The sequence below is a fragment of the Streptomyces xiamenensis genome, assembly GCF_000993785.3.
GTDB classification, from domain to species: domain Bacteria; phylum Actinomycetota; class Actinomycetes; order Streptomycetales; family Streptomycetaceae; genus Streptomyces; species Streptomyces xiamenensis.
Genome location: NZ_CP009922.3, coordinates 1,443,181 through 1,468,107, shown reverse-complemented (window position 1 = coordinate 1,468,107; position 24,927 = coordinate 1,443,181). Strand labels below are relative to the sequence as shown.

Annotated in this window: 20 protein-coding genes, 2 tRNA genes and 1 pseudogene; 11 read left to right on the top strand and 12 right to left on the bottom strand. The window is 73.4% G+C overall.

Translation table 11 applies throughout. From position 1 onward, the window contains the following. Positions 1-56: 56 nt before the first annotated feature. On the top strand, positions 57-2,882 hold the full coding sequence (locus SXIM_RS06735) for an ATP-binding protein (protein ID WP_053116110.1): 2,826 nt from the start codon (positions 57-59) through the stop codon (positions 2,880-2,882). On the opposite strand, the gene SXIM_RS06730 is transcribed toward SXIM_RS06735, so the two are convergent. Together SXIM_RS06730 and SXIM_RS06725 are read right to left on the bottom strand one after the other, a co-directional pair. Further along, positions 2,860-4,029 carry a sensor histidine kinase gene (locus SXIM_RS06730; RefSeq protein ID WP_046723267.1) on the bottom strand — a complete coding sequence of 390 codons (1,170 nt, stop codon included), beginning with the start codon at positions 4,027-4,029 and terminating at the stop codon, positions 2,860-2,862. The genes SXIM_RS06735 and SXIM_RS06730 overlap by 23 nt on opposite strands. After that, entirely contained in the window at positions 4,026-4,694 is a 669-nt protein-coding gene (locus tag SXIM_RS06725; protein ID WP_046723266.1) for a response regulator transcription factor, read from the bottom strand. The genes SXIM_RS06730 and SXIM_RS06725 overlap by 4 nt, the downstream gene beginning before the upstream one ends. A gap of 148 nt (positions 4,695-4,842) precedes the next feature. Between SXIM_RS06725 and SXIM_RS06720 the strand changes: the two genes are divergently transcribed. Continuing rightward, positions 4,843-5,415, top strand: coding sequence for a M15 family metallopeptidase (locus SXIM_RS06720; RefSeq protein ID WP_046723264.1), 573 nt, complete (start codon positions 4,843-4,845; stop codon positions 5,413-5,415). Between the two features lie 129 nt (positions 5,416-5,544). Here SXIM_RS06720 and SXIM_RS06715 read toward each other — a convergent pair. Then, a tRNA-Ile gene (locus tag SXIM_RS06715) sits at positions 5,545-5,618 on the bottom strand. A 190-nt stretch (positions 5,619-5,808) separates the two neighbouring features. Next, positions 5,809-5,881, bottom strand: a tRNA-Asn gene (locus tag SXIM_RS06710). A 151-nt stretch (positions 5,882-6,032) separates the two neighbouring features. Between SXIM_RS06710 and SXIM_RS06705 the strand changes: the two genes are divergently transcribed. From SXIM_RS06705 to arfA, 5 genes are all read left to right on the top strand, one after another. Continuing rightward, entirely contained in the window at positions 6,033-6,314 is a 282-nt protein-coding gene (locus tag SXIM_RS06705; RefSeq protein ID WP_030726162.1) for a hypothetical protein, read from the top strand. A 134-nt stretch (positions 6,315-6,448) separates the two neighbouring features. Then, positions 6,449-7,222, top strand: a complete 774-nt coding sequence (locus SXIM_RS06700) for an IclR family transcriptional regulator (RefSeq protein WP_030726165.1) — start codon at positions 6,449-6,451, stop codon at positions 7,220-7,222. Positions 7,223-7,248: 26 nt separating this feature from the next. Beyond that, positions 7,249-8,115, top strand: a complete 867-nt coding sequence (locus tag SXIM_RS06695; protein ID WP_046723262.1) for an SMP-30/gluconolactonase/LRE family protein — start codon at positions 7,249-7,251, stop codon at positions 8,113-8,115. 117 nt (positions 8,116-8,232) lie between these two features. Further along, positions 8,233-9,252: an NADP-dependent oxidoreductase gene (locus tag SXIM_RS06690; protein ID WP_030726180.1), complete on the top strand. Its 1,020-nt coding sequence runs from the start codon at positions 8,233-8,235 to the stop codon at positions 9,250-9,252. Between the two features lie 351 nt (positions 9,253-9,603). Next, positions 9,604-11,127, top strand: coding sequence for an arabinosylfuranosidase ArfA (gene arfA, locus SXIM_RS06685; RefSeq protein ID WP_030726183.1), 1,524 nt, complete (start codon positions 9,604-9,606; stop codon positions 11,125-11,127). A gap of 179 nt (positions 11,128-11,306) precedes the next feature. Here the strand turns inward: arfA and SXIM_RS06680 are convergent, their stop codons facing one another. Both SXIM_RS06680 and SXIM_RS28695 read right to left on the bottom strand, forming a co-directional pair. Then, entirely contained in the window at positions 11,307-12,389 is a 1,083-nt protein-coding gene (locus SXIM_RS06680; protein WP_046723260.1) for a protein-L-isoaspartate O-methyltransferase family protein, read from the bottom strand. Between the two features lie 217 nt (positions 12,390-12,606). Continuing rightward, a pseudogene (locus SXIM_RS28695) lies at positions 12,607-12,672 on the bottom strand (hypothetical protein); the annotation flags it as partial. A 236-nt stretch (positions 12,673-12,908) separates the two neighbouring features. Between SXIM_RS28695 and SXIM_RS27290 the strand changes: the two are divergent. The 3 genes from SXIM_RS27290 (at position 12,909) to SXIM_RS06665 (ending at position 15,629) form a co-directional block, all read left to right on the top strand. Next, the gene (locus SXIM_RS27290; RefSeq protein WP_158707967.1) at positions 12,909-13,085 is read left to right on the top strand and encodes a hypothetical protein; all 177 of its coding nucleotides are present in this window, start codon (positions 12,909-12,911) and stop codon (positions 13,083-13,085) included. 229 nt (positions 13,086-13,314) lie between these two features. Next, positions 13,315-15,057, top strand: coding sequence for a PHP domain-containing protein (locus SXIM_RS06670; RefSeq protein ID WP_046723255.1), 1,743 nt, complete (start codon positions 13,315-13,317; stop codon positions 15,055-15,057). After that, positions 15,054-15,629 carry a hypothetical protein gene (locus tag SXIM_RS06665; protein WP_030726194.1) on the top strand — a complete coding sequence of 192 codons (576 nt, stop codon included), beginning with the start codon at positions 15,054-15,056 and terminating at the stop codon, positions 15,627-15,629. Before SXIM_RS06670 ends, SXIM_RS06665 begins: the two co-directional genes overlap by 4 nt. On the opposite strand, the gene SXIM_RS06660 is transcribed toward SXIM_RS06665, so the two are convergent. Continuing rightward, positions 15,620-16,591, bottom strand: coding sequence for a helix-turn-helix transcriptional regulator (locus SXIM_RS06660; protein ID WP_030726196.1), 972 nt, complete (start codon positions 16,589-16,591; stop codon positions 15,620-15,622). The genes SXIM_RS06665 and SXIM_RS06660 overlap by 10 nt on opposite strands. Positions 16,592-16,699: 108 nt before the next feature. Here SXIM_RS06660 and SXIM_RS06655 point away from each other — a divergent pair, with 108 nt between their 5' ends. Next, on the top strand, positions 16,700-17,167 hold the full coding sequence (locus SXIM_RS06655; RefSeq protein ID WP_030726199.1) for a VOC family protein: 468 nt from the start codon (positions 16,700-16,702) through the stop codon (positions 17,165-17,167). Between the two features lie 74 nt (positions 17,168-17,241). Here SXIM_RS06655 and SXIM_RS27285 read toward each other — a convergent pair whose 3' ends face one another. From SXIM_RS27285 to SXIM_RS06630, 5 genes are all read right to left on the bottom strand, one after another. Continuing rightward, positions 17,242-18,099, bottom strand: coding sequence for a dioxygenase family protein (locus SXIM_RS27285; protein ID WP_052384997.1), 858 nt, complete (start codon positions 18,097-18,099; stop codon positions 17,242-17,244). A 135-nt stretch (positions 18,100-18,234) separates the two neighbouring features. Next, a complete protein-coding gene (locus tag SXIM_RS06645) occupies positions 18,235-20,820 on the bottom strand; it encodes an ATP-dependent Clp protease ATP-binding subunit (RefSeq protein ID WP_046723254.1) in 2,586 nt (861 codons plus the stop codon). Between the two features lie 57 nt (positions 20,821-20,877). Beyond that, the gene (locus SXIM_RS06640) at positions 20,878-21,978 is read right to left on the bottom strand and encodes an aldose epimerase family protein (RefSeq protein ID WP_030726206.1); all 1,101 of its coding nucleotides are present in this window, start codon (positions 21,976-21,978) and stop codon (positions 20,878-20,880) included. Between the two features lie 36 nt (positions 21,979-22,014). Further along, positions 22,015-23,292: a multiple monosaccharide ABC transporter permease gene (gene mmsB / locus SXIM_RS06635; protein ID WP_030726209.1), complete on the bottom strand. Its 1,278-nt coding sequence runs from the start codon at positions 23,290-23,292 to the stop codon at positions 22,015-22,017. Beyond that, the gene (locus SXIM_RS06630) at positions 23,289-24,923 is read right to left on the bottom strand and encodes an ATP-binding cassette domain-containing protein (protein WP_078635074.1); all 1,635 of its coding nucleotides are present in this window, start codon (positions 24,921-24,923) and stop codon (positions 23,289-23,291) included. The genes mmsB and SXIM_RS06630 overlap by 4 nt, the downstream gene beginning before the upstream one ends. Between the last annotated feature and the right edge of the window lie 4 nt (positions 24,924-24,927).

The following is a 24,927-nucleotide window of genomic DNA, read 5'->3' as shown; positions in this document are numbered from 1 at the left end:
GACGACCGGACGACCGCCCCGTTACCCGCCCGGACGGGCCCGGGCGGGGCGCGCGGGTGAGGGCCGGCGCGGACCCCGGGGAGCTGCGGTTCCGGCTGCTGGGCCCGCTGGAGGTGCTGCGCGGCGGCGCCCCGGTACGGCTGGGCGGCTTCCACCAGCGGGCCGTCCTGGCATACCTGTTGCTGCGGCCGAACCGGGTGACGGCGACGAGCGAGCTGATCGCCGCGCTGTGGCGCGGCCCGGCCCCCGCCTCGGCGCGCAAGATGGTGCAGAACGCGGTGTGGCGGTTACGGGGACGGCTGCTGGACACCGACCCGGCCGGCGCGCCGCAGACCTCGGACGCGGCGGACGGGCGAAGGCCCGCCGCCCCCGTCGCCCTGTGGTCCCGGCCGCCCGGCTATCAGCTGAACGTGCCCCCGCACGCCCTTGACCTGCACCGCTTCCACACGCTCGCCGCCGAGGGCCGGGACAGGATGCGGGAGGGCGCGGTGGCCACCGCGTCACTGCGCTGGCGCGAGGCGCTCGCCCTGTGGCGCGGCCCGATGCTCTCCGATCTGGTCGAGACGGGCGTGCGCTGGCCCGACCTGGAGGCGGCGCAGACGGCACGCCTCGACGTCCTGGAGAAGTACTTCGACGCCGAACTCGCCCTGGGCCGGCACGACAGCGTGCTCCCCGAGCTGCGAGCGATCACCCGGGCCGAGCCGCGCGGGGAACCGTTCACCGGGCAGCTCATGCTCGCGCTGCACCGTGGCGGCCGGCGCTCCGAGGCACTGGACGTGTACGCCGCGATCCGCACCGAACTGGCCGAGGAACTGGGCCTGGAGCCCGGTCGCCGGCTCCATGAACTGCACCGGGCGATCCTCGTCGGCGACCCGGCCCTGGACCTGGACCCGGCCCGGCCGCCGGGCGGGGCACACACCGCCCTCGCCCCCGCCCCCACCCTCGTGCGCGGCCGGCCGGAGCCCGCCGCACCCGCCGCCCCTGCGGCGGAGCGCTCCGGTGCCCCGCCGGTACCCCCGCCCGCCCCGCCGGCGCCGGTGCGCGAGTGCCGTGAGGTCACCGCGGCCCTGATCAACATCTCCTTCCCCGCCGGCGATGACGACGGCGATCTGGAGCGCGTCGACGCCGAGAGCGCCGCGCTGGAGGCGGTCATCGGCGAGGAGGCCGGCCGGTTCGGCGGCACCGTCACCTCCCGGATCGGCTCCTCCTGGCTGGTGGTGCTGGGCGCCGGACGCGCCCGCGGCGACGAGCCGCTGCGCGCCGTCCAGCTGGCCCTGGCGATCCGGCAGCGGTTGCGCTGGGGCCGGCACCCCGAGCGGCGGCCGCGGATCAGGGCCGCGATCGACACCGGAGAGGCGGTGGTCCAGCACCGGCCGCAGGACGCCGTCCCCCCGGCGGTCACCAGCGCGGTGTTCGACCGTGCGCACGCGCTGCTGCCGCTCGTACCGCTGGACGAGGTGTGGGTCGGTGAGACCACGCGCGAACAGACCTGCTCGGCTCTCGACTGCCGGCCCGCCCGGGTCTCCTCGGCCGCCTGGACCGTACGGGGCATGCGCGGAAGCGACCTGGACACCGGGGAGAAGGTACCGCTCCTGGAACGGACGGAGAGCTTACGGACCCTCGCGGCCCTGCTGGACGGCGTCCCCGGCGCGGACGGGCCGCACGCCGCGCTCGTGGTGGCCGGGGCCGGGCTCGGCAAGACCGCGCTGCTGACCGCGTGCGAACGGCTGGCCACCGAGCGGGACATGCCCCGCCGCCCGCGCCCGCTGCTGGCGCACCTCGCCCCCCGCACGGTCGACGACAGCCCGCTGTTCACGGTCGCCACCGAACTGTGCGCCGCCTGCGGCATCGAGATCGAGGACCCGCCCGGCACCGCGCGGCACAAGCTGTGGACGGTCATCGAACGCGTCGCCGACGACGCCGACGAGGCCGCCCGGCTGTTCGCCCTGCTGCTGATCGTGATCGGGCACGTCCCCGACCACGAACGGACGGTGCCCGCCGACGAGGTGATGACGGCGTGGCACACCCTGCTGGAACGGCTGGCCACCGAGCGCCGGGTGATCGTGCTCATCGACGATCTGCACACCGCCGACGACGCCGTGCTGCGCCTGGTGGACCGGGCCGTGGACCCGGCCGGACGGCCGGGACAGCGGCTCACCGTGATCGCCGCGGCGCGCCCCGAACTGTTCCGGCGCCGCCCGGCGTGGGCCCCGGCGGCCGGCGGGACCGCCACCGCCCCGCGGCTGGTGCCCCTCGCCCTGGCCCCGCTGTCCGACCCGGCGGTGGCCGAACTGGTCCACGCGCTGCTGGCGGCGAGCACGTTCCCGGACGTGGAGGCGGAGCCGGAAGCGGCTGGGCCGGCGCGGGAACTGGCCGAGGCGGTGACCGCGCTCGCCTGCGGCAACCCGCTGATCGCCGCCGAGTTCGTCCGCATGGCACTGCGCCGCCCCGGCTCCCCTGCGCTCTCCCGCGACCCGCGGACCACGCTCATCCCCGGGCGGGTACGCCGGATGCTGGGCGCCGAACTCGACGCACTGCCGGCCGGCCTCGCCCGGGTGGTCCAGGACGCCGCCGCGATCGGCGACGACATCCGCGCCGACACCCTCGCCGCGCTGCGCCGTCACCCCACCGAGGAGACGGCCGAGGCACTGGGCGAACTCGCCGCGCGCGGCATCCTCGCCCCCCGCGCACCGGCGCCCGACGGCACCGCCCGGTTCGGCTTCCGGCGGCCCCTGCTGCGCGAGGTGGCGTACGCACGGCTCCCCCGGGGCGTACGCGCCGCCCGGCACGCCGCGCTGGCCGCGCACACGGGGCAGGCCGGGCCGCCGCCCGCCCTGGAACTGCTGCGGCTGCACTCCGTCATGGAACGGTGGCGCCGGTGACCGGGCGGGCGGGCAGCACCACGGTGACGACGAGACCGCCGCCCTCGCGGGGGAGCAGGGTCAGCATGCCGTGGTGGACCCGGGTGATCCGGTCGACGAGCGCCAGCCCCAGGCCGTGCCCACGGGTCCCGCCGGGGGCCGGGACTGGCCCGGGCCCCGCCGCCACCCGGCCCGCGCCGCGCAGGAACGGCTCGCGCAGCCGCGCCACGTCCTCGGCCGGCACCGGCCGCCCGGTGTTCTCCACCCGCAGCGTGACCGTGCCGGCCGCGCGGTCGTGCCGGGTGCCCACCCGCAGCGCGCCGCCGTCGGGGAGGTTGTGCCGTACGGCGTTCTGCACCAGGTTCACCGCGAGCCGGGCGAGCAGCTCGGCGTCCCCGCGTACCGGCGCGGCGCGCAGGTCGGCGTGGGCCCGGACCCCGGCCCCCTCGGCCTCGGTGGCGCACTCGGCCAGGGCGGCCGAGGCGGCCGCGGCGAGGTCGGTGTCGTCGCGGGCCGCCGTCACCTCGTTGGCGTCGGCCAGCCGCAGCAGCGCCTCGGTCACCGCGATGGCGCGTTCATTGGTGTCGGTGAGCCGTCGCAGCAGCCGGGGGTAGTCCTGCCCGGCCGGATCGCGGCGGGCCACCTCCAGCAGGGTGGAGGTCACCGCCAGGGGGGTGCGCAGCTCGTGGGAGGCGTTCGCGGCGAACCGTTCCTGCGCCGCGAAGGAGTCCTGGAGCCGCCCCAGCATGGCGTCGAAGGAGTCGGCCAGCTGCCGGAACTCGTCGTTGCGGCCCCGGAGCCCGATGCGGTGCTCCAGGGCGCCGGTCGCCGCGATCCGGGTGGCGGCGTCGTTGATGCGCCGCAGCGGGCGCAGCACCCGGCCGGCCAGGAACCAGCCGCCCACCACCCCGACCACGGCGAGCGCGGCCAGCAGATAGCCGGACACCCCCACCAGGGTTTCCAGGATCTCCTGGCGGCTGGGCGCGTACGCGCGGTCCCGGGGGTTCGCCGCGGTGAGCGGATAGTTCGGCACCTGGCGCAGCACGATGTAGACCCCGGCCAGGACGACGGCTCCGGCGGCGACGAGAAAGACCGCGTAGCCCAGGGCAAGCCGCAGCCGGGCGCTCACCCGGGGGCCGCGCGGCGGGAGAGGGAGCGGCTGCGTCACGGAGCCGGCTTCCGCAGCCGGTACCCGGATCCGTGCACGGTGGTGATGGGGTCGGGGTCGCCGAGCGCCTTGCGCAGGGTCGAGACGGTCACCCGGGGCGCGGTGGAGAACGGGTCGGCGTGTTCGTCCCAGACCTTCTCCAGCATCGTCTCGGCGCTGACCAGGCCGCCGCCGGCCCGCATGAGGAGTTCCAGCACCGCGAACTGTTTGCGGGTCAGCCGCAGGTAGCGGCCGGCCCGGTACGCCTCGTGACGGAAGGGGTCAAGACGCAGCTCGCCCCAGGTGAGCACGGGCGGCGCCGAGGCGGCCGGCCGGCGGCCCAGTGCCCGCAGCCGTACCACCAGCTCCGCCAGGGCGAACGGTTTGGTGAGGTAGTCGTCGGCGCCCAGCTCGAAGCCGCCGACCTTGTCCCGCAGCCGGGCGGCCGCGGTGAGCATGAGGACCCGCACCGCCGGGTGGTTCTCGGCGATGACCCGGCACACCTGATCGCCGTGGGTGCCGGGGATGTCGCGGTCGAGCACCACGGCGTCGTAGTCGTTGACGGAGATCCGTTCCAGCGCGGTGTCCCCGTCCAGGGCGATGTCGGCGGTGATCGCCTCCAGCCGCAGCCCTTCCCGCAGGGCCTCGGCCAGGTACTCCTCGTCCTCGACCACCAGCACGCGCACGTTCCGTTCTCCCTCCCTTCGGCCCGGCCAGTCTAGGCAGCGGCCGTGTTGCGGAAATGTGAGCCGGCGGGCTCACGGCCGCGCAACGTGCGGGCGCGTGGGATGGCCCCCGTCACGCGGCGAGGGCCGCCGCGGGAGGGAGCCATCGATGGACCGCGTCACTCATCGCCGCCCCGGCGCCGCCCCGCTGGGCATGGTGGCCGTGCTGCTGGCGGGCACGCTCGCCGGCTGTACGGCCACCGCTTCCCCCGGCGGCGGCCCGGATCCGGCGGGCGGCCCGCCCGGGGGATCGCAGGACAGCGGTTTCCTGTCCGCACCGATCTCCCCGTTCGCGGACGACTGGGCGATCACCGGGCTGGAGCCCGGGCTGCGGGCGGCGCTGCACGCGGCCGCCGAGGACGCCGCGGCGGACGGCGTGGAGCTGGTGGTGACCTCGGGTCGGCGCAGCGCCTCCTATCAGCGGGAGCTGCTGGACAACGCGATCCGGGTGTACGGGAGTGAGGAGGAGGCCAGGCGCTGGGTGAGCACTCCGGAGCTCTCCCGCCATGTCACGGGGGAGGCCGTGGACATCGGCTACACGGACGGCGCCGACTGGATGGTCCGCAACGGCGCGCGGTACGGGCTGTGCCAGACGTACGCGAACGAGATGTGGCACTTCGAACTGGTGGTCGCGCCCGGTGAGGTGTGCCCCACGGCCCGCCCGGACGCCTCCGCGGGCTGAACCGCTCCGGGCCCGTCGGCCCGTCCGTCCGCGCCCAACGCGTGGCGCCGCGAGCTCGGGTGGTGCCCGGCGGCACCCGGGTGGCGGACATGCCGCAGGCCAGGAGCGGATGCTCCTGGCCTGCTGAGGTGGGGCGGGTGGGACTCGAACCCACGGCCGACGGATTATGAGTCCGTTGCTCTAACCGGCTGAGCTACCGCCCCATCAACGGCGAGCCGCGCACACATGTGCGCGCCGTCTGCCGCAGCATAGCTGCTCATACGATCTCCCGCCCGGACTGGGGCGGTTGTACGGAGGCTACGACGGCGGTCATGGGTTGATCGGTTCCCGGTCAGCGGGCGGTGATGCATGGAGAACGCCGAAGGGCCCCTGAACGGGGCCCTTCGAGTGATGCTCCCCCGACTGGACTCGAACCAGTAACCTGCCGGTTAACAGCCGGCTGCTCTGCCAATTGAGCTACAGGGGACTGCGCCGCTCGGGTCTGCCTCCCGTTGTTCTGCGGAAGCGTTCCCTCGCTGCGGGCAATACATTAGCGCATGTGAGGCGGTGCTTCGAAATCGGTGACCGGGGCGCCCATAAGTACGACGGACAGTCCGTACGAGAAAGGACGCATCCCCATGCGCAAGCTCATCTTCGTCGCAGGTGCGGCGGTCGGCTACGTGCTCGGTGCCCGGGCCGGGCGCGAGCGGTATGACCAGCTGGCGGACGCCGCCCGCCGGTTCCTCGACCGGCCCGCCGTGCGCAACGGCATGGACACCGCCAACCAGACCGGGCGTCAGGCGGCGGCGATGGCGGCGGGCGCCGTTGTGGACCGGGCCGGCGACAAGCTGCCCGACCCGGTCGCGGAGAAGCTGCGCGAGGTGCGCCGCTCCGCAGCCGCGGAGGAAGAGGTCGCCTGAGCGGAGGGAGCCCGGCCCCCGTCGCCACCCGGCCGCCGCCTCTTGCCGGGGAAGGGCCCGGCTCGGTAGCGTGCTGTTCGACATTCCGGCATCTGACCGGCATGCCGAACAGTGAGCGAGCGGAGGCCGCGGTCATGGGGCGTCGCGTACCGGCGGTCAGCCGTGCGTTGGACATATTGGAGCTGTTCCTCGACGGGGACGGCACGCTCTCCGCGCCCGAGATCACCCGCAGGCTCCAGCTCCCGCGCACCACCGTCCACGAGCTGGTCACCACGCTGGCAGCACGCTCCTATCTCGTCCCGGTCCCCGAGCAGCCGGGCCGCTACCGCCTCGGGGTGCGCACGTACCAGCTCGGCAGCCGCTACGCCGAGCAGCTCGATCTCGCCGCCGAGGGCCAGCAGGTCGCCCGCGCCATCGCCGAGACCTGCGGGGAGACCGTGCACGTCGCCGTCCTGGAGGACGCCGACGTCATCTACATCGCCAAGGTCGACAGCACCCACGCCGTACGGATGGTCTCCGCCACCGGCCGCCGACTGCCCGCGCACTGCACGGCCGTCGGCAAGATGCTGCTCTCCACCCTGCCGCCCGAGGACCTGGCCGCCCGGCTCCCCGCCCGGCTCACCGCCATGACCCCCAACTCCCTCACCTCCCCCGAGGAGCTGCGCGCCGAGCTGGCGCGGGTGCGGGAGCGGGGCATCGCCTACGAGCAGCGCGAGTCCAACCCCGATGTGAGCTGTGTGGCCGCCCCCGTACGGGACCGGGCCGGCCGGGTGGTGGCGGCGCTGTCCGTCTCGGTGCCGATGATCCGCTGGAGCGAGGAACGGCAGCGGGAACTGGCGGAGCTGGCCGCGCGCGGCGCGGCCGATCTGTCCGAGCGGCTCGGGCATCACACCGGCAACCGGGACTGACCGCACACTTCAGGGAGAGGGTTCGCGTGGCACAGCACCTTGGGCAGGGACTCGACATCGCGATACGGGCGCGGGCGGAGCTGGGCGAGGGCCCGACCTGGGACCCGGCGGCCGGGCGGCTGATCTGGGTGGACATCCTGGGCTCCCGCGTCCACTCCCACGACCCGGCGGGCGGCACGAACACCGTCCTGCCGGTCGAGCAGCACGTCGGCGCCGCCAAACCCCGGGCCGGCGGCGGTCTGGTGGTCAATCTGCGGGACGGCATCGGCCTGTACGAGCCGGACGGCACCGGCTTCCGCTGGCTGCACCGCGAGGTCGTGCCGGGCCGCCGCGCCAACGACGCGGCGGTCGCGCCCGACGGCTCGCTGTGGGCCGGCAGCATGCGCTACGACCAGGCCACCGGCGGCGGCACGCTCATCCGGGTGGACGCGGACGGCACCGTGCACACCCTCCTCCCCGAGGTCACCGTGAGCAACGGTCTGGGCTGGAGCCCGGACGGTGGCCGGGCGTACTACGTCGACAGCCCCACCAAGCGGATCGACATCCTCACCTTCTCCGACGACGGCGAGGTGCGCCGGGCCCCGCTGGTGGACACCAGTGCGATGCCGGGCGACCCGGACGGGCTGACGGTGGACGCCGACGGCTGTGTGTGGGTGGCGTTCTGGGGCGGCGGGGCGGTGCTCCGCTACACCCCGGCGGGCGAACTCGACCGTACGGTCCCGGTGCCGGTCTCGCAGCCCACCGCCTGCGCGTTCGGCGGCGCGGACCTGACGGACCTGTACATCACCACCGCCGCCACCGGCACCGATCCGGCGGCCGAGCCGCTGGCGGGTTCGGTCCTGGTGCTGCCGGGCGCGGGCAGCGGGCTGCCGCAGCCGGCGTTCGCGGGCTGAGCCGGAGCGCTTCCGCTGGTGCGGAATGTCCCTGCCGGGGGGAAGGTTGACCAGGGAGCCGCGGTGCGCACCGTGCCGCGGCGCTCCTGAGCCGTCCCCCCCACCCGGAGGTTCTCCGTGTCCCTGCCGAGCACCGCTCTCGCCTGGCATCTGGTCGCCCGCCCGCATGGTGTCCCCACTTCCTCGGACTTCGCGCTGCGCGAGATCCCGCTGGAGGCGCCGGGCCCGGGCCGGCTGCTGGTACGCAACGTCTACCTGTCCGTCGACCCCTACATGCGCGGCCGGATGAACGACGTGCCCTCGTACGTGCCGCCCTACCGGCTGGAGGAGCCGATGGAGGGCGGCGCGGTCGGCGAGGTGCTGGCGGTGGGGGAGGGGGTCACCGGGTTCGCGCCCGGCGACCATGTGCTGCACGGCCTGGGCTGGCGTTCGCACGCGGTGGTGGACGCGGCGCGGGCCGGGCGGGTCTCGGAGCGTGACGCCCCGCTCAGCACCTATCTGGGGGTGCTGGGGATGACCGGCCTGACCGCGTACGCCGGGCTGGTGGCGGTGGCCCGGCTGACGGAGGGCGACACGGTCTTCGTCTCCGGCGCGGCGGGCGCGGTGGGCAGCGAAGTGGGGCAGTTGGCCCGGCTGCTGGGCGCGGGCCGGGTGGTCGGCAGCGCCGGCTCGGCGGAGAAGGTGCGCTGGCTGACCGAGGACCTGGGGTTCGACGCGGCGTTCAACTACAAGGACCCGGCGCCGGTCACCGAGCAGCTGCGGGAGGCGGCCCCGGACGGCATCGACGTCTACTTCGACAATGTGGGCGGGGAGCACCTGGAGGCGGCGATCGACGCGTTCCACGTCCACGGCCGGGCGGTGATCTGCGGAATGATCTCGCTCTACAACGCCACCGAGCCGCCCGCCGCCCCGCGCAACCTGAGCCAGGTCATCGGCAAGCGGCTGCGGATCGAGGGAATGCTGGTGGGCGATCACCAGGGTCTGCGCGAGCGTTTCGTCGAGCAGGCGGGCGCGTGGGTGCGGTCGGGTGAGCTGAAGTACGAGGAGACCGTGGTGGACGGCGTCGAGCACACGCTGGACGCGTTCCTGGGGATGCTGCGCGGCGAGAACACCGGGAAGATGCTGGTGCGCCTGTAGGCGCGCGGTCGGGGCCGGCGCCGACGGCGCGTGCCGGAGCCCGGGTGGGACGCCGACGGCGTTGCGCCCGGGCTCCGTTGTGCGCGGCCGTGGGCGGGATTCCGGCTTCGTGCTCCCGGGCGGTTGACCCTGTGCCGCGGCGGTTCTCCGGTGCGGTGCGTTGCGGCGCACGTTCGCAGATGCGATCTCCGTTCGGTATATCGACTACTGGCCAGTGGCCGGCGCGGTCGGCGGGACCCCGTTGACGCCGGCTCCATCCCGCCTTAGATTTTCTTTTTGTTCGAAGCTGCGACCGATGTACGAAATAACGAACACCATCGAACAACACCGTTCAGTCAGTCAGGGACCCGCATGAGTGCTCAGCAGACGACCGCCCGTTTCACCCTCGACCCCGCCTTCGCCGTCTCCGAGGTGGACCCGCGGCTCTTCGGCTCCTTCGTGGAGCACCTGGGACGCTGCGTCTACACCGGCATCTACGAGCCCGGGCACCCCGCCGCCGACGCCGCCGGACTGCGCACCGACGTCCTGGACCTGGTCCGGGAACTGGGCGTCACCGCCATCCGCTACCCCGGCGGCAACTTCGTCTCCGGCTACAAGTGGGAGGACAGCGTCGGCCCCAAGGAGGACCGGCCGCGCCGTCTGGACCTGGCCTGGCGCTCCACCGAGTCCAACCAGTTCGGGCTCAGCGAGTTCATCGACTTCGTCCGCAAGGTCGGCGGCACCCCGATGATGGCCGTCAACCTGGGCACGCGCGGGGTCGCGGAGGCCCTGGAGCTCCAGGAGTACGCCAACCACCCGGCCGGCACCGCCCTGTCCGACCTGCGCGCCGCGCACGGCGACAAGGACCCCTTCGACATCAAGCTGTGGTGCCTGGGCAACGAGATGGACGGACCCTGGCAGACCGGCCACAAGACGGCCGAGGAGTACGGGCGGCTGGCCGCCGAGACGGCGCGCGCCATGCGGCAGATCGACCCGAGTGTCGAACTCGTCGCCTGCGGCAGCTCCAACTCCGGGATGGACACCTTCGCGCAGTGGGAGGCCACCGTCCTGGAGCACGCCTACGAGCTGGTGGACCACGTCTCGCTGCACGCCTACTACGAGGAGCGGAACGGGGACCGCGACTCCTTCCTGGCCTCGGCCGTGGACACCGAGTCCTTCATCGAGAAGATCGTCGCCACCTGCGACCACGTGGGCGCCAAGCTGAAGTCGAAGAAGAAGATCAATCTCTCCTTCGACGAGTGGAACGTCTGGTACATGAACCCCGAGGCGCCGGCCCACACCGACCCGCCGCAGGAGGACTGGGCCGAGGCGCCGCGCCTGCTGGAGAACCACTACAGCGTGGTGGACGCCGTCGTCTTCGGCTCGCTGCTCATCGCACTGCTGCGGCACGCGGACCGGGTGAAGGTCGCCTGTCTGGCGCAGCTGGTCAACGTCATCGCCCCGATCCTGGCCGAGCCGGGCGGCCCGGCGTGGAAGCAGACCACCTACTTCCCCTTCGCGGCGGCCTCGAAGTACGGGCGCGGCACGGTGCTCGACGTGCGCCCGGACTCCCCGACGTACGAGACGGAGCAGTTCGGCACGGTCGACCTGCTGCACACCACGGCCGTCAAGAACGACGAGACCGGCGAGGTCACCATCTTCGCCGTCAACCGCAGCCAGACCCGGGCGCTGCCGCTGGAGGCGGTGCTGCACGGCCTGGACCTGACCCGGGTCGTTGAGCACTCGGTGCTCTCGGACGAGGACCCCGACGCGCGCAACACCCTGGAGAACACCGAGCGGGTCGCCCCGCACGCGGCCACCGGCACGACGCTCACCGACGGCACCCTGAGCGCCACCCTGGAGCCGCTGTCGTGGAACGTCATCCGGCTCGCGTGACCCCGTAGCCGCCGGCCCGCACCCCCACCGACCGGGGCCGCCGCCGCCCGCCCATCCCCGGGCGCCGGCGGTCCCACCCGCCTCCGGCTCACTTCCCGGTGCAGATGGGGCAGTTCTCCTTCCGGCGCTTGCCGTCGTAGTGCACCCACACCCACCCCTGGCCCCCGCACGATCCACAGTCAGCCATGGTGCGTATCCCCTCTCGCGGTGAGGATGTCCGTCGCCGGGAAGGCGGGATCATCCAGCCATACGTACTGTCGCTCCCGGGTGAGCCGCAGGCCCATCCGGTCCGGTCCCGGGCAGCCCCGGTCGGTCCATGCGGCGTGCACGTGCTCCGCCTCGTCCCACAGATCGCGCGGCCCGCTCTGGGTGACCTCGCCCGCCCGTACCGTGGCGCGGGAGGCGCCGCCGGCCAGTACCAGCTCCCCGTCGCGGCCCTCCCAGGGCAGATCGCCGAGGAGGACGTCGAACAGCAGCTGGAGCCCGGGCGCCGGATCGAGCAGCGGCGCCGGATCGCGGTCCAGCGCGCGCGTCCGGGGCGGCCCCGGGTCGCCGGCCGGGGTGCCCGGTCCCGTCCCGCGCTGGGAGCGCAGCGGCATGAAGGCGCAGTCCTCGTGGAAGGTCCCCAGCGCCGAACCGTCCGCGCCGACCACCAGCCGCAGCAGCCGCATCACAGGCGCGTAGGGCAGCACGATGACGCCGCCGGGGCGGGTCTGCTCGATCCAGGGGTACGGGATCTCCCGCACCCCGGCGGTGATGTGCAGCCGGTCGAAGGGCCCGTGCTCCGGCGCCCCCGCGGTGCCGTCGCCGACCACCAGACGCGGCACCGGTCCCGCCGCGCGCAGATTGCGCTCGGCGACGGCCGCCAGCGCGGCGTCGATCTCGACGGTCGTCACCCGCCCGGGGTCTCCGGTGAGGTCCGCGAGCAGCGCGGCCGTCCAGCCGGTGCCGGTCCCCACCTCCAGCACCCGGTCGCCGGGCGCGGGCGCGAGGTGCCGCAGAAAGGCGGTGATCAGCAGCGGGCTGGACGCCGAGCAGGTGGGCGCGAAGGTACGGGCCGCGTTCCGCGCCGTCAGCTCGGTCGCCCCGTCGTCCAGTTGGGTGAAGACCACGGTGTCGGAGCACACCGCCGTCCACCACAGGTCGGGATCCCGCTCCCGGTCGATCCAGTACCCGTCGCCCGCCGCGGGCTTGGCCCAGGCCGCGGTCGGAATGAACGCGTGCCGGGGCACCCGGATCAGCGCGTCGGCGAGCGGTCCCATGGGCACGGTCGAACCTCTTCGGGTGGGGGCGGCGATTCCGGCCAAGAGCCCTACCCGTCCCATATGCCGTGCAAGCCGCAGATGGGGGAGGAGCGCGTGGAACGGGACATAGGCATATGCGGCGCGGGTGCGGACCCGGCGGGCCCACGCCGCCCGCCGTGATGATCCGGGTGGCCGCGACGCCGTCCATGCCGGACATCCGGACGTCCATCACCACCACATCGGGGCACAGTTCGGCCGCCGGCGCGACCGCCTCCGCGCCGGTCCCGGCCTCGCCCACCACCTGGAGCCCGGCCGTGTCGGCGATCAGCACCCGCAGCCCGGATCGGATGAGCGGCGGGTCACCGGCCGGCAACGCCCGCACGCACAACGGGCCGCCGGTCCACCGGCGCGATCTGTGAGCCCCCCGTGAACCACCACAGGACGTCCACCGAACCGGCCCGGGGCGGGGATTGACGGAGTGAACAAGCGCTTTCTAGGTTGAGGTGTACAGGACGGTTCGGTACACGAGAGGACCCCATGAGCCGCAGCAGGCACCGCAGGCCCACCGGACGCCGCAATCTGGCCGCGGTGGGGGCCGGAGTGCTGGCCGCCGGGCTGCTGGTGCTGGCCGGCGGGACCGCCGTGAGCGCGGGTGAGTCCGCGGAGCCGGCCGGGCCGGAACACGGCCGACAGGTGCCTTCCGAGGGTCGCTGACCGGGTCGGGTCGGGGCGGCGGAACGGGCGGGACCGTGCCCGCCGCCCCTCGTCCGCCGCCGATCCCCTCGCCGGTTTCTTCGCCCGGTTTCTTCGCCGATTCCGTCGGTGATTCCCTGACATTCTTCTCCTTTGTTCTTCTCCACGTGGCGTCGATACGGGTTCGTGTTCACCTGCCACTCTCAGAGTTCCTGCGGCAGCGACAACGCGTGGACACAGGAGCGATCCCATGGGGCACGGACACCACCACCCGCACGGTCATGACCACGAACACGGTCACAGGCACGACCACGAGCACGACGGGGAACCCCGGGCGCTACCGGCCGCCATGGACACGGAGATCCCGGACAGCGAGCTGAGCCCCGATCAGCTCTCCCGGCGCTCCATGCTGCGCCGCGCCGGACTGCTGGGCGCCGGGATCGCCGGCGCGGGCGTGCTGGGGTCCTCCGCCTTCGAGGCGGCGGCCGCCGCCCCCGGCACCCGCCCCACCGGCAACAACGGCCGGGGCAACGGCAATGGCAACGGCCGGATGCTGTGGCTGGCCGGGGACCACCACATCCACACCCAGTACAGCTCCGACGGCCTGTACCGGGTCTCCGACCAGGTCCGCAACGGCGCGCGCCACGGCCTGGACTGGATGGTCATCACCGACCACGGCAGCACCAACCACTCCCGGATCGGCGTGGAGAAGGTCAACCCGGACATCAAGGCCGCCCGGGAGCGCTACCAGGACACCCTCGTCTTCCAGGGCCTGGAGTGGAACATCCCCGCCGCCGAGCACGCGACCGTCTTCGTCCACCCCGGCAAGAACGAGGTCGACGTCCTCAAGCAGTTCGAGACCGGCTACGACGGTGCCGTCAAGGGCGCCACCGCCGACACCCCGCAGAACGAGGCCCTGGCCATCTCCGGCCTGAACTTCCTCGCCGAGCAGGTCCAGCGCAAGAAGGTCAAGGCCGCGCTCATGCTCGCCAACCACCCCTCCCGCAAGGGCATCGACTCCCCGCACGAGATCCGCGCCTGGCGCGACGCGCAGCCCGGCATCGCGGTCGGCATGGAGGGCGCCCCCGGCCACCAGGCCGCCGGCATCGCCAAGCCGGGCGGCCCCGGCTCGGGCCGCGGCTACTACGACTCCAGCCCCGGCGCCGGCTCCTTCCCCGCCTACCCGGCCGAGAGCTACCGCACCTGGGGCGGCTTCGACTGGATGACCGCCACCGTCGGCGGCCTGTGGGACAGCCTGCTCGCCGAGGGCAAGCCCTGGTGGATCAGCGCCAACTCCGACTCGCACAGCAACTACGCCGACACCGCCGCCCGCCCCTCCGACACGGACTTCGACGCGAACGGCTTCCACGGCGACCCGGTGTACTCCGGCGGCCTGAACCTGGACGCCGGCGACTACTGGCCCGGCCAGTACAGCCGCACCCACGTCGGCGCCACCGGCTTCTCCTACGCCGCCGTCATGGAAGGCATCCGCGACGGCCGGGTCTGGGTGGACCACGGCGGGCTGATCTCCGGCCTCGACGCCCAGCTGCGCGGCGGCAACCGCTCCGCCACCCTCGGCGGCACCCTCCAGGTCAAGCGCGGTACGAGCGTGGAGTTGCGGCTGGAGATCGCGCTGGCCAACGGCGCCAACTGGGCCGGCTTCGTGCCCGAACTGGCCCGGGTCGACGTCATCCGGGGCGAGGTCACCGGCGCGGCGCAGGACCGCGACGGCTTCCGTGCCCCCGGCACCAAGGTCGCCCAGTCCTTCGAGGTCAACAAGTCGACCGGCTCCGTCACCCTCACCCACAAGCTGGGCAAGGTCGACCGCCCGGTGTACGTCCGGGTGCGCGGCACCGACGGCAACCGCTCGCAGGTGGGCCTGCACGGCGCCGCCACCGACCCGAACGGTCCGGCGCTGGACGTCGTCGGCGACGCCGACCCGTGGCGCGACCTGTGGTTCTACTCCAACCCCATCTGGGTGCTGCCTTCGTGAGCACGTTCCACGTCATCGGCGTCGACGCCGGGCGGGAGACCACCACCCTGCGCGCCGCCGACCATGTGCTGCACCGGCTGGCCGGCTTGCTCCCGCTGCCGGCCGGTGCGTACGCCTGCACCCACCGGGTGCGCCCGCCGGGCGAGCGGCCGGGCCTGGCCCTGTCGCTCGCGGTGCCCGCCGCCGACGCCGGGAGGGTCCTGGACCGGCTCGGCGCGCGGGCCGGCGCGGCGGGGGTGCGGTGCGGTACGGAGGCGGGCGCGGGCGCCGCGCTCGCCACGGCCGAGCACACGGGCCGTACGGGCGGCCGGGCGGTGTGCTTTCCCGGCTCCGCGGGTCTGCCCGAACGGCTGACCGTCGCCGAACTCCTCGCCACCACGGCGATCGACGCCGCCGAGGTGCTGGGCGGCACCCCGGCCGACCCGGACACGGTGCTCCTCACCCGTTCCCACGTCCGCCCCGAATGGGTGGGCGGGCGGCTGCTGCTGCGGCTGATGCCGGCCCTGGGCGGCACCTATGTGCCGTTCGAGACCCCGGATCCGCACCCCTGTTGCGGAGCGGATCACGACTGAGGGTCCGCGTCCGGCGGCGGGCCGGTGGCCGCCGCCCGCAGCCGGTCGGCCAGGGTACGGGCGGCGGCGGCCAGGGGGCTCGGCCCGACGACGGTGAAGGGGGCGTCGAACCGGGTCACGAGCGCGAGCAGAGCGGTCCATGACCACGAGCCCACCGTGAGGCGGCACGTCCGCTCGGTCAGCTCCTCCACCTCGCCGTCCTCGATCCACGGCGCGACCTCGCTCGCCGGCAGGGAGATGACGATCTCCCCGGTGCACGGCCACCGGTCCTCGGCGGCCGACCCCTTGGACCGCGCGGCCAGGAAGGTCCGCGCGTCCGGGGCCGGAAGCGGGCGGGGGGTGAAGGGGCCGCCCTGCGGCAGACGCGGGGTCACCCGGTCCAGGCGGAAGACGCGCCAGTCGTCGCGGTCCAGGTCCCAGGCGATGAGGTACCACCGGCCGCCACGGGCGACCACGGCGTGCGGCTCGGCGCGTCGCGCGGGACCGTCGGCCTCCCCGTAGCCGAAGCGCAGGACGTGCCGCCGCCGCACGGCGGCGCTCACCGTCCGGAGCACCCCGGGGTCCACGCGTGCGGCGGGTTCGGAGCCGGTGAACCGGACATCGTCGATCCGGTGGCGCAGACGCGAGGGCATCACCTGCCGTACGGTCTCCAGCGCCCGCGCCGCGGCCTCCTCGATGTCGACCCCGCTCGCGGAGGCGTTCCGCAGGGCGACCGCGATCGCCACGGCCTGGTCGTCGTCGAACAGCAACGGTGGCAGCTCCGATCCCGCGGCGAGGCGGTAACCCCCGTCCGGGCCCTTCGTTGCGCTGATCCGGTACCCGAGCTCGCGCAGCCGCCCGATGTCGCGCCGCACGGTACGCGGGCTCACCGCCAGCCGCTCGGCCAGCGTCTGGCCGGGCCAGTCGCGCCGGGTCTGCAACAGCGACAGCAACGACAGCATCCGGGAGGAACTTCCGACCATGCACCCGATCGTGCCCGAAGTGGAGGACCGCCGCTGTCCTCTACTGCCGCGAGGGTGGATCCCGCGGCGAACAGGCCGCCGAGGAACCCTCAGGAGAAGGACACCCCCATGACCATCAGGACCACCACCCACCTCAACTTCCGCGGCACCGCCGGGCAGGCCCTGGAGTTCTACCAGAGCGTGTTCGGCGGACGGCTCACCCTCGTGACGTACGGTGACCTCGGCGCGCCGAAGGACGCGCCCGGTGCCGGCAAGGTGGTGTTCGGCCAGGTCGAGAACGAGGACGGGTTCCGTGTCATGGCCTACGACATCCCCGGCACGGACGACGCCGACCCCGCCGCGGTCGCCGGGTCCACCCGCCGGGAGAACGGCATGACCCTCACCGACCGCACCTTCTTCCAGTCCGTGCGGGGCGAGACCCTCGACGAGGTCACCGGCTACTGGAAGGCGCTGTCCGACGGGGCCGACATCGTCGAGCCCCTCGCCGCCTCGCCCTGGAGCCCCGGCTTCGGCATCCTCACCGACCGCTTCGGCGTCACGTGGGTCCTCGACGTCCAGGCCCCGTACGCGGGCTGACGGCGCCCGCCCGGCCCGCCTGTGGGCCCCGGTGAGCGCGCGGCCCGCCCCCCGGCGGGCCGCGCGCTCACCGGTCAGGCGGCGCGGGCGGCGGACGCCGCGCGGGCGGCGGCCCTGGCGCGTTCCGCCGGGACGGCCAGGGTGAACGCCGCGGAACAGCCCTCGGTCAGACCGCGGGTGCCGACCCGCTCCGGGGACAGCAGGCCGTCCCGCTCCCCGCCGCCGGCGTACACGATGTCGCGGGCCAGCGTCGCCGGACCGTCACCGATGTGCTGGGCGTACGGCTCCAGTTCGTACACCTCGGCGACCAGCTCGTCCGGCAGGAACAGCTGCCCGGTGAAGTGCGTGGCCTCCGCCGCGAAGCCGCCGCTCTCCGGCTCGGCGCCCAAGTGCACCCGGACGTGGATGTGCGGGGCGCGCGGGGCGTACCAGCCCGGCACGATGGTGCGGAAGGCGACCCGGCCCTCCCGGTCGGTGACCTGGTAGCCGCGCAGGAAGGAGTCCGGGTCGGCGCCGCTGCGGTCCTCGCGTTCGGCGCGAACCTCGCCGCCCGGGTTGGCGTCGGTGTAACCCGAGTAGTACCCCCAGGCGTCGCAGTGCCAGACCTCGACGGCCGTGCCGGGCAGGGCGGCCCCGCTGCCGCCGCTGTCCCGCACCGTCAGGTCGAGGGCCAGCGGCACGCCTTGCTTGCCGTCCGTGATGTCCTGCCGGTTCTGGGCGGCGGTCAGCGTGTACGGGCCGTCCGAGCGGTGGGTGGTCAGCTCGTACCAGGAGCCGGCGGTGGTGTCGCCGGTGGCGCTCGCGGTGGGGTGGACGGGGGTGGCGGCGCCGGTGGCGGCGCTCGCGGGGCAGTGGCCGGCCAGCACAAACCCGGCGGCTCCCAGGCCGCCGATGGTCAGGATGCGACGGCGGCTGAGTCTGTAATCCGTCATGAGGATCAAGCTAGGTTCATCATGGTGCGTTGAGCAGAGTCCCGGGCTGGCCGAACAGATGTCGTCCCCGTATGGCGCACCCCGCCCCGGGCCGGCGCCCCGCGCGTTGGCGGACCACCGGACCCGCTCCCGGGTTCAGCTCATGGGCGGCGGCATGCCCTCGCCCTCGGCCCGCTCCTCGGCCTCCTCGTCCGCCACCGGGGTCACCGTCACCACCAGGTGGTCCCCCTGCGCGTCCGCCGTGATGGTGTCGCCGCGCTCGACCCGGTCGCTCAGCAGCAGCGTGGCGATCCGGTTGTCCAGCTCCGTCTGGATGGTGCGGCGCAGCGGCCTGGCCCCGTACTCCGGCTGGTGCCCGCGCTCCGCCAGCAGCCGCTTGGCGGCCGGGGTGACCTCCAGGCGCATGCCCTGGGCCCGCACCCGGCGCCGGCTGCGCTCCAGCAGCAGGTCCACCACCCGCTCCAGGTCGGCGTCCGACAGCCGGTGGAAGATGATCGTCTCGTCGATCCGGTTGAGGAACTCGGGCGGGAAGCCGCGCCGCAGCTGCTCCAGCAGTTCGGTCCTGATCTCGTCGACCTCACCGCCGTGCGACAGGATCAGGTCGGCGCCCAGGTTGCTGGTCATGATGACCACGGTGTTGCGGAAGTTGACGGTGCGGCCCTGGCCGTCCGTCAGCCGCCCGTCGTCCAGTACCTGCAGCAGCAGGTGGAACACGTCGGGGTGTGCCTTCTCCACCTCGTCGAAGAGCAGGACCCGGTACGGCTGGCGGCGCACCTGCTCGGTCAGCTGCCCGGCCTCCTCGTACCCGACGTAGCCGGGCGGGGCGCCCACCAGGCGCGAGACCGTGTGGCGTTCCTGGAACTCGCTCATGTCGAAGCGCACCATCCGGCTCTCGTCGCCGAACAGCAGCTCGGCGAGGGCCTTGGCCAGCTCCGTCTTGCCGACCCCGGTGGGGCCCAGGAAGAGGAAGGAGCCCACGGGCCGGTCCGGGTCGCCCATCCCGGCGCGGGAGCGGCGCACCGCCTCCGAGACGGCGGTGACGGCCTCCTCCTGGCCGACGATCCGCTCGTGCAGGGCGTGCTCCAGGCGCAGCAGCCGGGCCCGCTCGCTCTCGGTGAGCTGGGCGACGGGGATGCCGGTGGCGCGCGAGAGCACCTGGGCGATGTCGTCGGCGGTGACGGTGCGCACGCCCTCGTGGTGGCCGGACCCGCCGGGCGCCGTCCCCTCGGCCTCGACGGTGGCGAGCTGCCGCTTGATGTCGGCGGCCCGCTCGTAGTCCTCGACCGCGATGGCCTGGTCCTTCTCCCGGTTGAGGGAGGCGATCCGCTCGCGCCGCCGCTGCCCGTCCGCCCCGCCGGGGCCGCCGCTGAGCCGCACCCGGGCGCCGGCCTGGTCGAGCAGGTCGATGGCCTTGTCGGGCAGGAAGCGGTCGGACAGGTAGCGGTCGGAGAGTTCGGCGGCGGCGGTCAGCGCCTCGTCGGTGAAGCGCACCTGGTGGTGCGCCTCGTACGCGTCCCGCAGCCCCTCCAGGATCTGGACGGTCTCGGTGACGGTCGGCTCGGGGATGGTGACCGGCTGGAAGCGGCGCTCCAGGGCCGCGTCCTTCTCGATGTGCCGCCGGTACTCGTCCAGCGTGGTGGCGCCGACGACGTGCAGTTCGCCTCGGGCCAGGGCCGGTTTGAGGATGTTGGCGGCGTCCATGCTGCCCTCGCCGCCGGTCCCGGCGCCGACGACGGTGTGCACCTCGTCGATGAACAGGATGGTGGAGCGCTCGGTGGCCCGTACCTCGTCGATGACGTTCTTCAGCCGCTCCTCGAACTCGCCCCGGTACTTGGACCCGGCGAGCAGGGCGGTCAGGTCCAGGGCGACCACCCGCCGGTCGGCGAGGGTGGAGGGCACGTCACCGGAGACGATGCGCTGCGCGAGACCCTCGACGATGGCGGTCTTGCCGACGCCCGGCTCGCCGATCAGCACGGGGTTGTTCTTGGCGCGCCGGGAGAGGATCTCGACGGTCTGCTCGATCTCCTCGGCGCGGCCCACCACCGGGTCCAGCCGGCCCGCGCCCGCCTCCTCGGTCAGGTCGCGGCTGTACAGGTCGAGGGTGGGGGTGTTGCTCTCCCGCTCGGTGGCGGTGCCGGGCATGCCCAGCGCGCCGGGGCCGCGCACGGGCTCGGCGGGCCGGCCGGGGCGGGCGGATTCGCGCAGCCGTCCGCTGTCCACCCGGGCGTCGCCCAGCAGCAGCCGGGCCGCGGCCGATTCGGGGTCGTCCAGCAGGGCGCCCAGGATGTGCTCGGGGCCGATGTAGGACACGCCGGCCGCCCGGGAGCGGGCGTGCGCGGCGATGAGGGTGCGTTTGGCGGAGGGAGTCAGGCCCAGTGGGGTGCCGGCCCTCGTCCCCGGGTGCGGCAGGGTGTCCTCGACCCGTTCCGCCAGCCGGTCGGGGTCCGCGCCGGCGGTGGTGAGCAGCCCCCGGGACGGTTCGACCTGGGTGGCGGCCCACAGCAGGTGGCCGGTGTCCAGATCCTCGCTGCCGTCCCGGGTGGCCCGGCCCGAGGCGAGCGAGATCAGCTCGCGCGCGGCGTCGGTGAGCAGCCGCCCGATCGGCACCCGCTGGACGGCGGGGGGCGAGGCGAGCGGCGACATCCCGAAGAAGCGGTTGAGCAGATCGGAGAACGGGTCGGGCGAGGAGGACGACGACGAGGATCCGAAGGGCAAGCTCATGCTTTCCACTACAGCAAGAGCCACCAACCCCCGCAAACCGGCGCAAACCCCACCCGGCTACCCGGTCGTGAAGGTGTGCACCGTACTGCTGCGGTAGGTCTCACCGGGCCGCAGCACGGTGGAGGGGAAGCCGGGCCGGTTCGGCGAGTCGGGGAAGTGCTGGGTCTCCAGGCAGACCGCGTCGCCCTGCCGGTACGCCCGCCCCGAGGAGCCCACCAGCGAGCCGTCCAGGAAGTTGCCGCTGTACAGCTGCACCCCCGGCTCGGTGGTGGCCAGCTCCATGACCCGGCCCGAGCGCGGGTCGCGCAGCGTGGCGGCGTACCGCGGCTCCTCGCCCGCCCCGGCGTCCAGCACCAGGTTGTGGTCGTAGCCCTGCGCGTACCGCAGCTGCTCGTGCCCGGTGCGCAGATCCCGGCCGATCGGCTTGCCGGCCGGGCCCGTGAAGTCGAACGGGGTGCCCTGGACCGGGGCCAGTTCACCGGTCGGGATGAGGGTGGGCCCCACCGGGGTGTAGCGGGAGGCGGCCAGCCGCAGCTCGTGGTCCTCGACGCTCCCGCTGCCCTCCCCGCCGAGGTTGAAGTAGGTGTGGCTGGTCAGGTTGACGAGGGTGGGGGCGTCGGTGGTCGCCGTGTAGTCGATCCGGAACGCCCCGCCATCGGTGAGCGTGTAGTCCACCCGTACCTCCAGCGTTCCCGGGTAGCACTCCTCGCCGTCCGGGCTGGTCCGGCGCAGCGTGAGCCCGGTGCCCAGCGGCCCGTCGAAGGGGGTGATGTCCCACAGCCGCCGGTCGAACCCGGTGTTCCCGCCGTGCAGGCTGTGTTCGCCGCTGTTGACCGGCAGCCGGTGCTCCCGCCCGTCGAGCGTGAACCGCCCGCCGTCGATCCGGTTGCCGTAGCGGCCGATCAGCGCGCCGAAGTACGGGGACGCGCCGCCGGCCGCGTACGGCGCCAGGTGGTCGAAGCCCAGCGAGACGTTCGCGAGCCGCCCTTCCCGGTCCGGTACTTCCAGGGACTGCACGATCCCGCCGTAGGTGAGCACCGCGAGCCGCAGCCCGCCGCGCGCCAGCGTCCATCGGTCGACGCCGGTTCCGTCCGGCAGGGTGCCGAACGGGGTGCGCGCGGGCGGGGCCGCGGCCGTGCGGTGCTCCGTGGTGCTCATGTTGCCTTTTGCTCCTTCATGTGCGGGAGCGCTCCTTCATGTGCGAGCGCGGCGCTTGTTCCACACATCGAAGCCCACGGCGGCCAGCAGCACCAGCCCCTTGATGATCGACTGCCAGTCGGGACCGATCCCCACCAGCTGCATGCCGTTGTTCAGCACACCCAGCACCAGGCCACCGATCACCGCGCCCAGCACCGTGCCGACGCCGCCGCTCATGGACGCGCCGCCGATGAACGCCGCCGCGATCGCCTCCAGTTCGAAGAGCTGACCGGCGCCGGGGGTCCCCGCGTTGAGCCGTCCCGCGAACACACATCCGGCCAGCGCCGCCAGCACGCCCATGTTGATGAACACGGCCATGGTGACCCGCTTGTCCTTCACACCGGACAGCTGGGCCGCCGCCCGGTTGCCGCCCAGCGCGTACACATGCCGGCCCAGCACCGCGTTGCGCATCACGTAGCCGAGCACGATCAGCAGCCCGGACAGGATCAGCAGCACCACCGGAACACCCCGGTAGCTGGCCAGGGTCATGGTGAACGCGGCCGTCGCGGCCACGATCGCGGCGCACTTGAGGAGGAAGAGATTGCGGGGCAGCACCTCCAGCTCGTACTCCCGCTGCTGCTGCCGCTTGCGCCACTCCTGGAACAGCACCACCGCCACCACCAGCAGGCCCAGCAGCAGCGTCAGATTGTGGTAGTTGGTGTACGGGCCGACCTCCGGCAGGTACCCCTGGCTCATGTTCTGGAAGCCGCGCGGGAACGGGCCCCGGGACTGACCGTCCAGCAGCAGCTGGGTGGCACCCCGGAACAGCAGCATCCCGGCCAGCGTGACGATGAACGACGGGATGCCGATGTACGCCACCCAGAAGCCCTGCCAGGCCCCGGCCGCCGCGCCGATCAGCAGCGACAGCGTGAGGGCGAGCGGCCACGGGACCCCGTGATTGACGATCAGGACCGCCGAGGCCGCCCCGGAGAACGCCGCGACCGAACCGACCGACAGATCGATGTGGCCGTTGATGATCACGATCATCATCCCGATGGCCAGGATCAGGATGTAGCCGTTCTGCAGGATGATGTTGGTGACGTTGCCCGGCATGAGCAGATCGCCGCCGGTCCAGATCTGGAAGATCACCACCAGCACGCCGAGCGCGATCAGCATCCCGTACTGGCGCATGTTGGTGCGCACCGAGCGCAGCAACTCCGATGCCAGCACGGCCAGTCCGCCGGCCGGCCCGCCGCTCCCGCGGCCGGGCCCGGGCCCGTCACCGCCGCCCGGCGCGGGCGCGTTCTTGTCCAGCGTGACGTCGGTGCCGCTCATCCTCGTGCCTCCCCGTCCTCGTCGCCCCTGCCCCCGCCGGCCGCGCTGACAACGCTGTCAACGGGCTCCTCGGTGCGCGTCATCAGCCGCATCAGGGCCTCCTGGGACGCCTGCTCCCGCTCCAGTACGCCGGTCAGCCGCCCGGCCGCCATGGTGGCGATCCGGTCGCACAGACCCAGCAGCTCCGACAGTTCGGAGGAGATCAGCACCACCGCCCGCCCCTCGGCCGCCAGCGCGCTGATCACCGCGTAGATCTCCGCCTTGGCACCCACGTCGATGCCGCGCGTCGGCTCGTCCAGGATCAGCACCTTGGGCCCGGTGTTGATCCACTGACTGAGCACCACCTTCTGCTGATTGCCGCCGCTCAGCCGTCCCACCTGCTCGAACACCGTGGGCGTCTTGATGTTCATCGAGGTGCGGAAGCGCTCGGCGATCCGCGTCTCGGCGTGCTCGTCCACGACGCCGCGCCGCGCCATCCCCGGCAGCCCCGCCAGGGAGATGTTGCGGCTGATGGTGTCGATCAGGTTCAGCCCGTACGTCTTGCGGTCCTCGGTGACGTACGCCAGGCCGTGCGCGACGGCCTCCGGCACCGTACGGGTGGACACCTCCTCGCCGTCCACGGCCACCGTGCCGCCCTCGTACCGGCCCCAGGAACGCCCGAACAGGCTCATCGCCAGCTCGGTGCGGCCGGCGCCCATCAGCCCGGCCAGGCCCAGGATCTCGCCGCGCCGCACCTCGAAGGAGACCGAGTCGACCGACTTGCGCCGCTCGTCGGCGGGGTGGGCCACCGTCCACTCGCGCACCGCGAGCGCCACCTGTCCGGCGTCCTCGCCCTCGTAGGGCACCCGGTCGGGGTAGTAGGCGTCCAGTTCGCGGCCCACCATGCCCCGGATGATGCGGTCCTCGGTGAGGCCCTCGGCCGGCAGCGTCTCGATGGTGCGGCCGTCGCGCAGGATGGTGACGGAATCCGCGACCGACAGCACCTCCTTCAGCTTGTGCGAGATGAGGATCGCCGAGATGCCCTGGTCACGCAGCTCGCGGATCAGGTCCAGAAGCTGGCGGCTGTCCTCGTCGTTGAGCGCGGCGGTGGGCTCGTCCAGGATCAGCAGCCTGACCCGTTTGGCCAGCGCCTTGGCGATCTCCACCAGTTGCTGCTTGCCCACGCCCAGGGCGGAGATCTTCGTCTGCGGGCGCTCGCCGGTCAGCCCGACCCGGCGCAGCAGCCGCTCGGTCTCGCTCAGCGTGGTGGACCAGGAGATGAAACCGCGTCCGCCGGTGCGTTCGTTGCCGAGGAAGATGTTCTCGGCGATGGACAGCTGCGGTATGAGCGCGAGTTCCTGGTGGATGATGACGATGCCGCGCCGCTCACTGGCGCGGATGTCCTTGAAGGCGCAGGGCTCGCCCTCGAATTCGATGTCCCCCTCGTAACTGCCGTGCGGATGCACCCCGCTGAGCACCTTCATCAGGGTGGATTTGCCGGCCCCGTTCTCCCCGCAGATGGCGTGGATCTCGCCGGGCCGCACCGACATGCTGACCCCGTCCAGGGCACGCACCCCGGGGAAGGTCTTGACGATGCCGCTCATCCGCAGGACGTGTCCGGGCTCGGATGCCGTGCCGTGTGCACGTGCCATGACG

Coding starts and splice junctions, on each gene's coding strand:
- SXIM_RS27285 (WP_052384997.1), bottom strand. CDS start 18,099: ATGACGGATTACAGACTCAGCCGCCGTCGCATCCTGACCATCGGCGGC.
- SXIM_RS06655 (WP_030726199.1), top strand. CDS start 16,700: ATGACCATCAGGACCACCACCCACCTCAACTTCCGCGGCACCGCCGGG.
- SXIM_RS06705 (WP_030726162.1), top strand. CDS start 6,033: ATGCGCAAGCTCATCTTCGTCGCAGGTGCGGCGGTCGGCTACGTGCTC.
- SXIM_RS06680 (WP_046723260.1), bottom strand. CDS start 12,389: ATGGGACCGCTCGCCGACGCGCTGATCCGGGTGCCCCGGCACGCGTTC.
- mmsB (WP_030726209.1), bottom strand. CDS start 23,292: ATGAGCGGCACCGACGTCACGCTGGACAAGAACGCGCCCGCGCCGGGC.
- SXIM_RS06630 (WP_078635074.1), bottom strand. CDS start 24,923: ATGGCACGTGCACACGGCACGGCATCCGAGCCCGGACACGTCCTGCGG.
- SXIM_RS06645 (WP_046723254.1), bottom strand. CDS start 20,820: ATGAGCTTGCCCTTCGGATCCTCGTCGTCGTCCTCCTCGCCCGACCCG.
- SXIM_RS06700 (WP_030726165.1), top strand. CDS start 6,449: ATGGGGCGTCGCGTACCGGCGGTCAGCCGTGCGTTGGACATATTGGAG.
- SXIM_RS06640 (WP_030726206.1), bottom strand. CDS start 21,978: ATGAGCACCACGGAGCACCGCACGGCCGCGGCCCCGCCCGCGCGCACC.
- SXIM_RS27290 (WP_158707967.1), top strand. CDS start 12,909: ATGAGCCGCAGCAGGCACCGCAGGCCCACCGGACGCCGCAATCTGGCC.
- SXIM_RS06720 (WP_046723264.1), top strand. CDS start 4,843: ATGGACCGCGTCACTCATCGCCGCCCCGGCGCCGCCCCGCTGGGCATG.
- SXIM_RS06660 (WP_030726196.1), bottom strand. CDS start 16,591: ATGGTCGGAAGTTCCTCCCGGATGCTGTCGTTGCTGTCGCTGTTGCAG.
- arfA (WP_030726183.1), top strand. CDS start 9,604: ATGAGTGCTCAGCAGACGACCGCCCGTTTCACCCTCGACCCCGCCTTC.
- SXIM_RS06670 (WP_046723255.1), top strand. CDS start 13,315: ATGGGGCACGGACACCACCACCCGCACGGTCATGACCACGAACACGGT.